The sequence below is a fragment of the Lentzea californiensis genome (assembly GCF_024648825.1).
Classification (GTDB): Bacteria; Actinomycetota; Actinomycetes; order Mycobacteriales; family Pseudonocardiaceae; genus Lentzea; species Lentzea californiensis.
Genome location: NZ_JANBBE010000001.1, coordinates 996,747 through 1,009,704, shown reverse-complemented (window position 1 = coordinate 1,009,704; position 12,958 = coordinate 996,747). Strand labels below are relative to the sequence as shown.

Here is a 12,958-nt window from a genome sequence, read left to right as displayed (position 1 = left end):
GTCCGCGATGTGCGAACCCCCGACCGCGACATCGCGGGCCCCGGTCAGCTTTTACAACTCCACAGATTCCCGCGGGCCGGTGACGTGCACCTTCCCTCCCCGACCGTCGCCGGTCCGCGGTCACCAACCACGGCCCTCGTCTGCACCTCCCGCGCAGACGAGGGCCGTTTTCACGTCTCCGGACGGCACGCGGGGCCCCTGCGTACCGACTTGCCGCACGCGGGGCCCCTGCGTACCGACTTGCCGCACGCGGGGCCCCTGCGTACCGACTTGCCGCACGCGGGGCCCTTTCGTACCGACATGCAGTACGAAAGCTCCCCGCGTGCACTCGTCTAGCGGTGAGTGCCGGTCTTCCAGGCGAGGTATGAGGTCAGGCCGGGGAACAGCCGACCGGAGATCTCGAACGCCTTGAGCTGCCACGGGAACAGGTGCTCGGCGCGTTCCTTCTCCACGGCGTCCACGATCGCCTTCGCGCACTGCTGCGGCGTGACCGTGGGGATCATCCGGGCGATCGCCGGGATCCGTTCCTCGGCTCCGGGGTTGTTGGCGAAGTACTCGCTGGAGACCTTGCCGGGCACCACTTCGCTGACTCCGACGCCGGTTCCGCGCAGGTCGAGGCGCAACGAGGCCGTGAGGCCGCGCAAAGCCCACCTCGACGACTGGTAGCCCACGCAGCCGGGGATCGGCAGCCGTGACACCGGCGAGTTCACGTTGACGATCCAGCCGGAGCCCCGCGACCGCATGGCGCCCAGGTACTCCCTGGTCAGCAGCAACGCGGCCATGTACGGCACAGCGGTCATGGTGACCAGCTCGTCGGACGACGTGTCGTCGAGGAACAGCCAGCGCCCGACGCCCGCGTTGTTGACCAGCACGTCGGGGGCCGGAACGTCCTCGGCGAGTGCTCGAATCTGCTCAGCGTCGGACAGATCCGCCTGATGAGCGGTCGCCGAGCCGCCGAACTCCTTGATCCGTTCGACCTGCAGATCCAGCAGTTCGGCGCTCCTGGCCACAAGGTGGACGTGCGCGCCGTGGGCGGCGAACCGGAACGCCGCTTCCGCACCGATCCCCTGGGACGCCCCTGTGACCAGAACCTTCTTGCCCTCGACCTGCATCAGACCACCGATCGCACTCGACTCATCAACACCGCCGCGAGCACGGTAGCCAGCGCGGACGCCGCGAACAGACCGCGGTAACCACCCAGGTTCGCGAGGATCACGGCAGTCAGCAAGGGGGCGATGACCTGCGGCAACGCGTTGGCTACGTTGATCACGCCCAGATCCTTGGCCCGATCGGCCGCAGCCGGCAACACCTGGGTGAGCAGCGCGATCGCGACGGCCAGGTAGGTGCCGAAGCCGACGCCGAGCAACGGTGAGGCGACCAGCGCGACCGGCCACGTCGGCGACACCACCAACAACAACGCCGCCAAAGCCATGACTGCCGACGCTCCGTACACGTACGGCTTCCGACGGCCAGAACGATCACTTCGTGCGCCGAACAGCACCGCTCCTGCGGTGAGCGCCACCCCGTACAGGGCCATCAACTGCAGCAGGCCCTGGTCGGGAGACGGGTGGCGCACCTCGTCGCTCAGGAAGAAGTACAGGTACAGCGTGCCGAACGCGTTGCCGACGTTGAGCATGAAGTGCCCGAGCCACGCCCACGCGAAGTCGGGGTGCTCTCGGGGTGAGATCCAGAACGTCGGCCGCACCGGCTTCGCGACCAACTGCGTGTCCGGCGTCCTGAGCACGAAGAACAACGCTCCGAGCAGCACGATCACCGCACAGGCCAGGTAGCCGGCCTCCAGGTCGGTGACTAGTTCCGTGACGACGAGCGCACCCAGCACGGTGCCGAGCATCTGGCTGATGCCGAACTGCCCACCGACCTTGGCCCGTTGCACGACGGGCACCCGGTCCGGCACGGCGGCGGTCAGCGCGGCGAGCATGCTGCTGACCCCCGCCTGCACCAGGCACCAGCCGATCGTCATGACCAGGACCGAGTGCGCACTGGCGAGAACAGCGAGGCCGGCAGCCGCGACGACCGACCCGATCAGCGTCCACGGGTGCCGGCGGCCGAAGCGCGAGGTCGTGCGATCGGACAGGAAGCCGATGAGCGGCACCCCCACCATCGCCACGAACGCGCCGACACCGGTGACGACGCCGAACACGAACGTCTTGTTCGCCTTGTCCAGCAGTTCGGCCTGCCGTGGCAACAGGATCTGGATCGGCGCGTAGACCGCGAGCCACAGACCGAGGTTCGCGACGAACAGCCAGACCATCCAGCTCCTGCGAACCGGGACGACCGGTTCGGCGAGCGCCTCACTCACCACTGATCACCTTTCTGTACCAGTGGAACGAGTCGCGCGGCGTGCGCGCATGCGTCTCGTAGTCGATCTGGACCAGGCCGAACCGCTGCGAGTACCCGGCTTCCCACTCGAAGTTGTCGAGCAGCGACCACACGAAGTACCCGGCGACGTCCGCGGCCTGCGCGGCCTTGAGGTGTCCGTCCAGGTAGGAGATCCGCTCGGCGTCGTTGATCTCGTCGGGGAAGCTGCAGCCGCTCTCGGTGACGTACACCGGCGGCAGGCCGGGATGGCGCTCGCGCAACGTCGTGATCATCTCGGTCAGCCCGGCCGGCACGATCGGCCAGCCGAACCCGGTGCGCTCGTACTCGTCGATCTCCACCAGTTCGAACGGCAGCGGGTTGCCCTCGGACGGCGCCTTGAGCCGCGTCGGGTTGTAGTAGTTCACGCCGTAGAAGTCGAGCGGCTGGTGGATCGTGGCCAGGTCACCATCGGCGATAGGCAGGAGCTCGGCGACTGCGTCGGGATATCGGCCCGACAACATGGGGTCCGCGTAGATCCAGTTGTGGATTTCGCTGTAGGCCTCGGCGGCCGCTACGTCATCCGGCCCAACCGGCCACGCGGGAGTGTGGTTGTTCGCCGTGCCGACGGCCTGCGCGTTGAACGACCGGAGCACTTCGACCGCACGGCCGTGAGCGAGGTTCAGGTGGTGGGCGGTCGGCAACGCGTCGATGAGCAACGTCTTGCCGGGAGCGTGCTCACCGATCGCATAGCCCTGCAACGTCACCATCGCGGGTTCGTTGATCGGAATCCACAGCTTCACGCGGTCGGCGAGCCGGTCCGCGACCAGCGCCGTGTAGTCGGCGAACCGGTCAGCGATGTCCCGGGTCAGCCAGCCGCCCTCGGCCTCCAGTTCCGCCGGGGTGTCCCAGTGGTACAACGTCGCCACGGGGGCGATGCCGACGTCGACGAGCGCGTCGACCAGGCGGTCGTAGAAGTCGAGGCCCTCGGCGTTGACAGGTCCTTTGCCGGACGGCTGGATGCGCGGCCACGCGATCGAGAACCGGTACGCGTTCACGCCGAGCTGCGTCATGAGCGCAACGTCCTCGCGCCACCGGTGGTAGTGGTCGCACGCAACGGAAGCGTTCTGGTTCTCGTGTACAGGAGAGAAGTCGTCCCACACGGAGGGGCCTCGGCCGTCGGCGTCGAACGCGCCCTCGATCTGGAACGCGGACGTCGACACTCCCCAAAGGAAGTCGCTCATCGATCCTCCAAATGTGAAACTTGTTCGGATCGTAGGCGTGTTGACGGGTTCAGGGAAGTGAAAGAGCCGTGCAACAGGCAAGATGGAAGTACCCGAACTACTGGGAGTCGCCGTGACGAGCACCACCCCGCTTCGCCGTCAGCCCGTGCAGCAGCGCAGCGCCAAGAGAGTCGAGCGCATGCTCGAGGCCTGCGCGACCCTCATCGACGAGGTGGGCTACGACGGTGTCACCACGACGTTGATCGCGGAAAGAGCGGGCGTAGCAGTCGGTTCGCTCTACCAGTTCTTCCCTGACAAAAGAGCCGTCGTGCAGGCGCTGACGCTGCGCAACGTCGACAAGTTCTCCCTCGGCATCACCGAACGGCTCGAGCAGGCGACACTCGAGCACTGGTGGGACGCCGTGGACACGGTGTTCGACGTCTACGTGACGATGCACCGCGAGATCCCGGCGTTCGGGAAGCTGCACTTCGGCGACGTCGTCGACATGCGCCTGCTCGACGACCGCCGCGACAACAACGCCGTCATCTCCGACAAGATCTCGGAGCTGATCTCGGGCAAGTTCGGCATCCCGATGAACGAGGTCCAGCTGCCGATCGCGATCGCCGTCGAGGCCGCCGACGCCGTGATGAAGATGGCGTTCCGGAAGAACCCGACGGGCGACCAGGCGATCCTGACCGAGGCTAGGGCGCTGGTCAGGGGCTATCTGTCGTCGCGGCTGCCCGCCTAGTGCCCTACGCCGGAAGTCCGCCGCTGAAGTCCCTGCCGTTTGTGCCGCACGCGGGGCGCTTTCGTGCGCGTGGAGCGCACGAAAGCGCCCCGCGTGCAGTTGATGACGGCGTGGCTGAGGCCCCGCGACGTTGATGAGGGGAGCTTTCCCAAACCTGAGGTTGATGAAAGCTCCCCTCATCAACCTTCATACTTTGATGACGAATTTCCGGCGCAGGACACTAGCCGAAGTTCCTGCGCTCACCGCGGTACGTGGGCACGGTGCGCTCGATGCGGTCACCGTGCACCAGGTGCACCTCGTCGAACCGCTCGAACAGCTCGCCCGCCTTGGCGTGCCGCATCCAGACGCGGTCGCCGATCCGCAGCTGCTCCGCCGCCTTGCCGGTGACCGGCGTCTGCACCTCGCCCGCGCCTTCGAGGCCGAGCGTCTTCAGCCCGGCCGGCAGGTACGGCGACGGCTGGCGGTCGGGTGTCGGTGTGCCGGACGCGATGTAGCCGCCGGCGAACAGCGTGGCCACCCGCTTGGTCGGCTTGCGCACCACGGACAACGCGAACAGCGCGGCCGGTTCCGGCTTGAACGCCTGGTAGCCGTCGAACAGCGTCGGTCCGAAGAGGCCGGACCCCGCCGCGAGCTCGGTGACCGACGGGTCGGAGCCGGTGAGCTCGAGGCTGCCGGTGCCGCCACCGTTGACGAACGCCAGGTCGGCAACCTGCCGGACGGCGGTGACCACGGCGGTACGGCGTTCGATCAGCTCCGGGCCGGACTTGCTCTGGATGAGCCGGATCCCGATCGCCCGCAGCGGCTGGCCGGGCGGGTTGTCCCCCAGACCGGCGATCTGTCCCTCGTAGGCCATGACGCCGACCAGCTGGAAGCCGTGCCGCTGCACGATCTTGGCGGCGAGCGCCTTGGCCTGCTGTGGCGTGTGGATCGACGAACGGCGTGGTCCGATGTGAACGCCGGGCAGCGGGCGCCACGAGACGTCGAGTTCCAGGCAGACCCGGATGTCGGCGTGCGGCCCGATCGCGGCGTCCACGAAGTCGAGGTGCTCGGTGGAGTCGACCATGATCGTGACGCGCTGGCGCGCCGTCTCGTTGGCCGCGAGCTTCTGCAACGACGCGCGGTCGGCGGTCGGGTAGGCGACGAGCAGGTCCTCGGTGACGTTCTGCTCGGACAGCCACAGGGCCTCGGCCAGCGAGTAGCACATGACGCCGGCGTAACCGGGCCGTTCGAGCGCCCGGCTCACCAGTTCGCGCACGCGGATCGACTTGCTCGCGACCCGGATCGGATGACCGGCAGCGCGACGGGCGAGGTCCGCCGCGTTGTGGTCGAAGGCATCCAGGTCGACGATCGCGAACGGAGGATCCAGGTCCTTCGTCGCGGCATCAAGTCGAGTTCGGCGCATGCTCTGACGGTACGTCCTGAACCCTTGAAACGTGAAGAGCTTTCACTTACGTTACTCGCAGGTCACACTCTCTCGTGGAGGTTCGCGTGTGGACGAACTGGGCTAGAACGGCTTCGTGCACGCCTGCGCGCGTCGTCCACCCGTCCAGCACGGACGAGATCGCCGCAGCCGTCCTCTCCGGCGGCCGCGTCCGCGCGCGAGGCAGCGGTCACTCGTTCAACGACATCGCCGTAGCCCCGGAAACCGCGCTCGACCTGGACCGGTGGACCGGAATCGTACGCGCGGACGCGGAAACCGGGCTGGTGACCGTCCGCTCCGGCACTCCCCTGCGCGTCTTCAACGCCGACCTCCACCGCCTGGGCCTCGCGATGCCGAACCTGGGCGACATCGACGCCCAGACCGTCGCCGGCGCGGTCTCCACCTCGACCCACGGCACCGGCGGAAAACTGGGCGTCCTCGCCACCGCCATCGAAGCGCTGGAACTGGTCCTGGCCGACGGCTCTGTGGTCACCTGCTCCCGGACCGAACGCCCGGACCTCTTCAACGCCGCCCGCGTGGGTCTGGGCGCGCTGGGCGTCATCAGCACCCTGACCCTGCGCTGCGTCCCGTCCTTCGTGCTGCAGGCACAGGAAGCCCCGGGCCGCCTCGACGCCGTGCTGGAGCGGTTCGACGACCTCTGCGCGGTGGAGGACCACGTCGAGTTCCACTGGTTCACCCACTCCGACCGCGTGATCCTCAAGCGCAACAACAGGATCACCGAGGCCGCGCGCCCGCTCTCGAAGCTCCGCCAGGCCTGGGAGTACGAGGTCATGGAGAACGCCGCGTTCGGCGCGGTCACCAAGGTCGCCAAGACCTTCCCCCGCTACACCAGGCGCCTCAACGAACTCTGCGGCTCGCTGATCTCCGAGCGGTCCTATTCGGACTACTCGCACAACGTCTTCGTGACGCCCAGGCGCGTGCGGTTCGTGGAGACCGAGTTCTCGATCCCCCGCGAGAACCTGATGGACGTCATCCGCGAACTCCAGGCCGTCGCCGCCAAGCTGGGAGAGCGCGACCACCTGATCGTCCCGTGCGAGGTGCGCGTCGCCCAGGCCGACGACATCTGGCTCTCCACGGCGAACGGCCGCGACACCGCGTACATCTCGATGCACCAGGCACTCGGCATGCAGTACAAGGCTTTCTTCGACGCGTACGCGAGCATCGCGGCGTCGGTCGGCGGCCGCCCGCACTGGGGCAAGATGCACGACCTGACCGCGACGGAGCTCCGCCCGCTGTACCCGCACTTCGACGACTTCCTGCGGGTGCGGGACGAGGTCGATCCAGGCAGGACGTTCACGAACCCCTACCTGGACCGCGTGCTCGGTTAGAGAATCACGCGAACGGCGTCGGCGATCGGTGTCTCGCCGTTCACCAGTTCCAGCGTCTTGCCGACCGTGTTGGGAGCGTTGAGCAGCTCGGCCAGCACCGCGGCGACGTCGGCACGGGTGACGGACGACCGCGGCAGCCGGGGCTCGGCCAGCGTGACCAGCCCGGTCGGCGCGTCGTTCACCAGCGGCCCCGGCCGCAGGATCGTCCAGTCGAGATCACGCGGCTTCAGGTCGTCCTCGGCCAGCTTCTTGGCCTTGAGGTACACCGCGAACTCGGGGTCCACCGACGGCGAGTCCGCGGACTCGATCCCGACGGTGGACACCTGCAGGAACCGCCGCACCCCGGCCTCGACGCAGGCAGAGGCGAAGAGCGCGGCGGCCCCGTAGTCCACGGTGTCCTTGCGGGCGGCACCAGATCCGGCGCCGGCACCAGCGGCGAACACGGCCGCATCAGCACCGTTCAAATACGCGGCGACCGAGTCCAGATCAGCGGACTCCAGGTCGCACAACACCGGAACGGCTCCGGCTTCCTGCACATCGGCGAAGTGATCGGGATTGCGGACCAGTGCTGTGGCGGCGTCTCCACGGGTGGCCAGCTGCTGCTCGAGAAGCAGCGCGATCTGCCCGTGTCCGCCGGCTATGACTACTCGCATGGCCCGACCGTAGATCAGGAAGCGGTGGCGAGCACCTGCTCGTAGACCAGTTCGTTGACCCAGCGGGTGATGGCGGTGTCCTCGGAGGGGGCGTTCTCCTGGCGGCCGGACACGTCGACCGAGAGGTCCTTCCCGTCGTCGGCCAGCAGCACCGAGACGCCGTAGCGGCGCACGCGCGGCAGGCAGTTCGCGAGGTAGTCGTGCGAGAACGCGACCGACTCGGGCAGGACGACCGCGGCGTTGCCGTAGCGGGCGAAGGGGACGGAGGAAGCCAGGGCGGTCCTCCAGTGGCGGGCGACGGCCAGGACGCCGACGATCCGCACCGCGGCGGGGGGAACGCGGCCTTCCATCTCCGGCCACACCCACGTGGAGACGGTGGTCTTGTCGGCCTCTGGGCCCGCACCCACGCACACGCGCTCGGCGTGGGCGTCGGCCAGGAGTTCGGCCACGACGACGACCTTGCGGCCCATCAGGACCATTTCGGGGAGAACCACGCCGTGCCAGCCGAGGCGGATCGCCGCAGCGGCAGCCAGCTCCTCGACGGACGCGGGCAGTTCCGGAACCGGGGCCGGGGTGGTCGACAGACCGTTCGAACTGTCGAGCGCCGCGATCCTTGCTGGGGTGCTGCTCACGCCAGTGCCTCCTCGTCACCCGCGGCGGGAGATCCGCCGCGTTTCGACTCGTGCTCTGGCATAAGAATTAGCAGGAAGCGCGCGGCCCGCCCCCAGGTCACAGGACCCCCTGCGATCGACGGCGCCGACCGGTCGGTGACCGGTCGAGGAGTGGCGAGGGGAGTTCGGTCCTGCTGTGCTGCCGTCTGGGTGACGTTAATCCGGATGGACGCGCCAAAAAGGCTGCTCAGGGTGTGCGCGCCAGGCGTGTGGGCAAAACGCCGGTCAGCGGCACCGGTCGCCGTCCGCCGACCGTTCACCGCGCCAGAACGACCACCTACATGATGATCACTGTCTTGCCGGGCCCGTGACCTGCGAAAACGTCGGTCGCCTCGCGCAACGGCACGCGTCGGCCGATCGGTACTTCCAGGTCACCCGACCGCACCATGGACGCCAGTCGCACCAACGTCTCCCGCGACCCCTTCAGGCCGAAGTTCTGCCCCGGATCAGCGGAAACGTAGTTGGTGTTGAACGCCAGCGGCGCGTAGCGCGCGTTCGACTCGAACGACGAACGGTCGGCGCTCACGAGGTCGATGAGCGCGTCGGCCTCCACGAGGGAGTCGCCGCGCCCGATCGGGATGACCCGCTTGCCCGCCGCACGCGCGATCTGGACGGCGAACGACCCCACGCCGCCCGAGGCACCGACGATCAGCACGGATTCCGCGGTGCCGAGTGACTCGACCAACTGCAAAGCGGTCATACCCGCGGTAGGCAATGCGGCGGCGACGGCGGGATCCAGATCTTCCGGCAACGGCGCCAACGCGTTCTCGGCCGGAACTGTGACGTACTCGGCGTATGTTCCGCCGCCGACGGGACGGCGGAAGAAGGTGCCGAAAATCCTCTCTCCGGAACCTTCCACCTCACCCGCACCATCAGTTCCGGGAACGAGTGGGAACTGGTGAGGAGCGGAACTGCGGAGCATCCCGTTCACGACTTTGCGGTCGAACGGGTTGACGCTCGCCGCGAGCAGCCGGACCAGGAGCTGACCTGGTCCCGGCGTGGGCCGGGGAACCTCGACGAGTTCGAGTTCAGCGCCGAAGCCGGCAGCCGCTATCGCCCACATGGCGCCCCCCGAACGAGTGACAGACATCACCTGTTGGATCAAGGAATCCGATACTGCCGATCAACGAAAGAACCCCCCTCGCGATTTCGCGAGGGGGGTTCCATCTGTCTTTCGATGGGCAAGGGGGGAGTTGAACCCCCACGTCCTTTCGGACACACGGACCTGAACCGTGCGCGTCTGCCATTCCGCCACTTGCCCCTGGAGACGTTGGAAACACTAGCACGCGTCCAAACCAGGTTCCTAATCGCCCCCTGTAGGGCTGGTCGCACCCGGATACGATCGGCACAGGAGCCCGGGCCGATCGGCACGAACGGAAGGAGTCGACATGGGCCTGCAACGCTTCGAGCGCAAGCTCGAGGGTCTGGTCGGCAACACCTTCGCGCGCGTGTTCGGCGGCAGCGTCGTGCCCCAAGAGGTGGCACAGGCACTGCATCGGGAGGGTGACAGCAACATCCGCGAGCTCGCGGGTGGCAGACTGCTAGCCCCCAACCACTACAAGGTGCTGCTCGGGCCTCAGGACCACGAACGACTTGCGGGCGACGAGCAGGATGAACTACGCATCACACAGCTTCTCGCAGAGGGCCTGCGAGAGCACCTGGCCGAGTCCGGATGGGATACCTATGGTGACGTCGTAGTCTCCCTGGAGCGCTCCGAGGCGCTGCACACCGGACAGTTCCGAACCAGCTCGTCCGTCGACCCCGACGTGAAAGCGGCCAGCCGACGGTCAGCACCACCTCGCACCGCAGGAGACCGACCCATGAGCCAGCCTCCCGGCTACGGACAAGGACAGGGCCAGCCCGCCCAGGACCCTTATGGTCAGGGCGGCTACGGCCAGCAGGGCTACGACCAGCAGCAGGGCTATGACCAGCAGGGTTACGGCCAGCAGCAGGGTTATGGCCAACCAGGACAGGACCCGGCCTACGGCCAGCAGGGTTACGGCCAGCAGCAGGGCTACGACCAGGGCTACGGCCAGCAGCCCGCCACCGGCTACGACCAGGGTTACGGCCAGCAGCAGGGCTACGACCAGGGCTACGGCGGCGGCCAGCAGCAGGGCTACGGCCAGGACCCGGCGGGTTACGGCCAGCAGCAGGGCTACGGCCAGCAGGGCTACGACCAGGGTTACGCCGGCGGCCAGCAGGGCGGCGGTTACGACCAGGGCTACGGCCAGCAGCCCGCCGGCGGTTATGACCAGGGTTACGGCCAGCAGCAGGGCTACGGCCAGCAGGGCGGCTACGACCAGGGCTACAACCAGGGCGGATACGCCCCGCCGGCCACCCAGGGCGCGAACCGTCAGCTCAACGCGACGCTGCACCTCGACGACGGATCCAACCGGACGTACAACCTGAAGCAGGGTGGAAACGTCGTAGGTCGTGGGCAGGAAGCCGACTTCCGCCTCCCGGACACCGGAGTCTCCAGGCGCCACCTGGAAATCTCGTGGGACGGGCAGAATGCGATGCTCGCTGATCTCGGTTCGACAAACGGCACCACGGTGAACGGCACGCCAGTGCAGACTTGGCAGCTCGCGGAGGGCGACGTCGTCCGCATCGGCCACTCGTCACTGGTCTTCCGCACCGCGGGCTAGAGGTCGATACGGGCGTCGGTAAGCAACTCAAGGCAGGAGCGGTTACAACCGGTGCCAGAGCTGGTGATGCAGCTGACCAGAGCGGGCTTTCTCGTGCTCCTCTGGCTCTTTGTGCTGGCCGCCCTACGTGTGGTCCGCTCTGATCTTTACGCAGCCTCAGGGCTCCGGGCATCAGGTCTGCCCGGATTCCGGAGGTCCGAGAAGTCGGCGAGGGGAAGCAAGGCACCTCGGCAACTCGTGGTCACCCACGGGGCGCTCACAGGCACCCGCATCTCGCTCGACGGCAGGCCGATCCTGATCGGCCGCGCTGACGACTCCACCCTCGTGCTGGACGACGACTTCGCGTCGACCAGGCACGCGCGGCTGTCCATGCGCGGTACCGACTGGTACGTGGAGGACCTCGGTTCCACGAACGGCACCTACCTAGACCGAGCCAAGGTCACCGCACCCCTGCGCGTACCTCTCGGCACCCCGATCCGCATTGGCAAAACGGTGATCGAGCTGCGCTCATGACCTTGGTTCTTCGATACGCGGCCCGCAGCGACAGGGGCCTGGTTCGCGCCAACAACCAGGACTCCGTGTACGCGGGTCCCCGCCTGCTCGCAGTGGCCGACGGCATGGGTGGCCACGCCGCCGGTGAAGTCGCGAGCAAGGTGGTCATCGCCTCGCTGGCGCACGTCGACGACGACGAGCCCGGCGACGACCTCCTCGGCAAGCTGCGCGACGCGGTCGCGAGTGGCAACGGCGCCATCTCCGAGCTCGTGACGAGCGACCCGGACCTGGAGGGCATGGGCACCACGCTCACGGCCATCCTGTTCGCGGGCAACCGGCTCGGACTCGTGCACATCGGCGACTCGCGCGCTTACCTCCTGAGGGAGGGCTCCTTCGCGCAGATCACGCACGACGACACGTTCGTCCAGTCGTTGATCGACGAGGGCCGGATCACCCCGGACGAGGCCGCCACGCACCCGCAACGCTCGTTGCTGCTGCGCGCACTCACCGGGCACGACTTCGAGCCCAGCCTCACGGTGCGCGAAGCGCGCGTCGGCGACCGGTTCCTGCTCTGTTCGGACGGTCTTTCCGGCGTCGTGACCCTGGAGACGCTCGACGAGGCGATCCGCATCCCCGACCCGCAGGCCTGCGCGGACCGGATGATCGAGCTCGCGCTCAAGGGCGGCGGCCCCGACAACGTCACGGTGATCGTGGCGGACGTCCAGGACGTCGACTTCGGCGACGACTACCCGATCCTCGGTGGCGCGGCCGGCGACGGCAGCGAGGAGCACAACACCCCGCCCGACTCCGCGGCGTCGCGGGCGAGCGCGCTCACGCAGCAGCGCCCGCCGATGCCGCAGCGGATGGACGCACCGCCACCACCTCCGCAGGACCCGAAGCGCAAGAAGCGCAACGCCATCAAGGCGTTCGCGATCATCTTCGTGCTCCTCCTGCTGACCGGTGTCGTGGCGGTCGGCGGCAAGCTGTGGCTCAACACCCAGTTCTACGTCGGTGCCACCGACACCGGCCAGGTCGCGATCTTCCGCGGCCTGAACGGCTCGGTGCTCGGCTTCAAGCTGTCGTCCAAGGTCGAGGACTCGTGCCCGCCCGGATCCACGGGCTGCACTCCGATCACACTGAACGACCTGCAGGAAGCCGGCCGGAAGACCATCACCGCGGGCATCCGCAGCGACAACGGACTCGACGGCGCCCGTGCCGCGGTCCGGTTGCTGCGCACGGAGCACATGCTGCCGCTGTGCAAGGACACCTCGTCGACCAGCTCGGCGCCGTCGACGCCGTCGACGACGCCGAGCACTCCGTCCAGCACGCCGAGCACGCCGCCCGCCAACGGCTCTCCGAACCCGGAGACCGGTTCCACCGAGCCTTCGCTCACCCCCTCCCAGCAAAAGCCGGGTGTGGAATGCCGGGAGGGTCCGTAGTT

The 12,958-nt window shown here is 68.0% G+C and carries 12 protein-coding genes and 1 tRNA gene; 5 read left to right on the top strand and 8 right to left on the bottom strand.

The genetic code is table 11. The features are described 5' to 3' along the window. Positions 1–332: 332 nt before the first annotated feature. From LX88_RS05345 to LX88_RS05335, 3 genes are read right to left on the bottom strand one after another with little or no spacing between them, the layout of a single operon-like run. The gene (locus tag LX88_RS05345) at positions 333–1,112 is read right to left on the bottom strand and encodes an SDR family NAD(P)-dependent oxidoreductase (RefSeq protein ID WP_258946688.1); all 780 of its coding nucleotides are present in this window, start codon (positions 1,110–1,112) and stop codon (positions 333–335) included. After that, positions 1,112–2,272 carry an MFS transporter gene (locus LX88_RS05340; protein WP_307789843.1) on the bottom strand — a complete coding sequence of 387 codons (1,161 nt, stop codon included), beginning with the start codon at positions 2,270–2,272 and terminating at the stop codon, positions 1,112–1,114. Before LX88_RS05340 ends, LX88_RS05345 begins: the two co-directional genes overlap by 1 nt. A 40-nt stretch (positions 2,273–2,312) precedes the next feature. Beyond that, positions 2,313–3,560: a GH1 family beta-glucosidase gene (locus LX88_RS05335; protein WP_258946686.1), complete on the bottom strand. Its 1,248-nt coding sequence runs from the start codon at positions 3,558–3,560 to the stop codon at positions 2,313–2,315. 82 nt (positions 3,561–3,642) lie between these two features. Between LX88_RS05335 and LX88_RS05330 the strand changes: the two genes are divergently transcribed. Continuing rightward, on the top strand, positions 3,643–4,287 hold the full coding sequence (locus tag LX88_RS05330; protein WP_090072043.1) for a TetR/AcrR family transcriptional regulator: 645 nt from the start codon (positions 3,643–3,645) through the stop codon (positions 4,285–4,287). 220 nt (positions 4,288–4,507) lie between these two features. Here the strand turns inward: LX88_RS05330 and LX88_RS05325 are convergent, their stop codons facing one another. Then, the gene (locus LX88_RS05325; protein WP_258946685.1) at positions 4,508–5,689 is read right to left on the bottom strand and encodes an amino acid deaminase/aldolase; all 1,182 of its coding nucleotides are present in this window, start codon (positions 5,687–5,689) and stop codon (positions 4,508–4,510) included. 86 nt (positions 5,690–5,775) lie between these two features. On the opposite strand from LX88_RS05325, the gene LX88_RS05320 reads away from it, so the two are divergent. Beyond that, positions 5,776–7,056, top strand: a complete 1,281-nt coding sequence (locus tag LX88_RS05320; RefSeq protein ID WP_258946684.1) for a D-arabinono-1,4-lactone oxidase — start codon at positions 5,776–5,778, stop codon at positions 7,054–7,056. On the opposite strand, the gene LX88_RS05315 is transcribed toward LX88_RS05320, so the two are convergent. The 4 genes from LX88_RS05315 to LX88_RS05300 form a co-directional block, all read right to left on the bottom strand. Further along, a complete protein-coding gene (locus LX88_RS05315; protein WP_258946683.1) occupies positions 7,053–7,709 on the bottom strand; it encodes an NAD(P)H-binding protein in 657 nt (218 codons plus the stop codon). The genes LX88_RS05320 and LX88_RS05315 overlap by 4 nt on opposite strands. Before the next feature lie 14 nt (positions 7,710–7,723). Continuing rightward, on the bottom strand, positions 7,724–8,341 hold the full coding sequence (locus LX88_RS05310) for a hypothetical protein (RefSeq protein ID WP_258946682.1): 618 nt from the start codon (positions 8,339–8,341) through the stop codon (positions 7,724–7,726). A 316-nt stretch (positions 8,342–8,657) separates the two neighbouring features. Continuing rightward, a complete protein-coding gene (locus LX88_RS05305; protein WP_258946681.1) occupies positions 8,658–9,443 on the bottom strand; it encodes an NADP-dependent oxidoreductase in 786 nt (261 codons plus the stop codon). A gap of 115 nt (positions 9,444–9,558) precedes the next feature. Continuing rightward, positions 9,559–9,641: transfer RNA gene (locus LX88_RS05300), tRNA-Leu, on the bottom strand. Between the two features lie 127 nt (positions 9,642–9,768). Between LX88_RS05300 and LX88_RS05295 the strand changes: the two genes are divergently transcribed. The 3 genes from LX88_RS05295 to LX88_RS05285 are packed head-to-tail and all read left to right on the top strand — an operon-like array spanning position 9,769 to position 12,956. After that, complete coding sequence (locus LX88_RS05295) at positions 9,769–11,025, top strand: FHA domain-containing protein (RefSeq protein ID WP_258946680.1); 1,257 nt, start codon at positions 9,769–9,771, stop codon at positions 11,023–11,025. Positions 11,026–11,076: 51 nt separating this feature from the next. Then, positions 11,077–11,538, top strand: a complete 462-nt coding sequence (locus tag LX88_RS05290) for an FHA domain-containing protein FhaB/FipA (RefSeq protein WP_030465595.1) — start codon at positions 11,077–11,079, stop codon at positions 11,536–11,538. Further along, entirely contained in the window at positions 11,535–12,956 is a 1,422-nt protein-coding gene (locus tag LX88_RS05285) for a PP2C family protein-serine/threonine phosphatase (protein WP_258946679.1), read from the top strand. The genes LX88_RS05290 and LX88_RS05285 overlap by 4 nt, the downstream gene beginning before the upstream one ends. Positions 12,957–12,958: the final 2 nt, after the last annotated feature.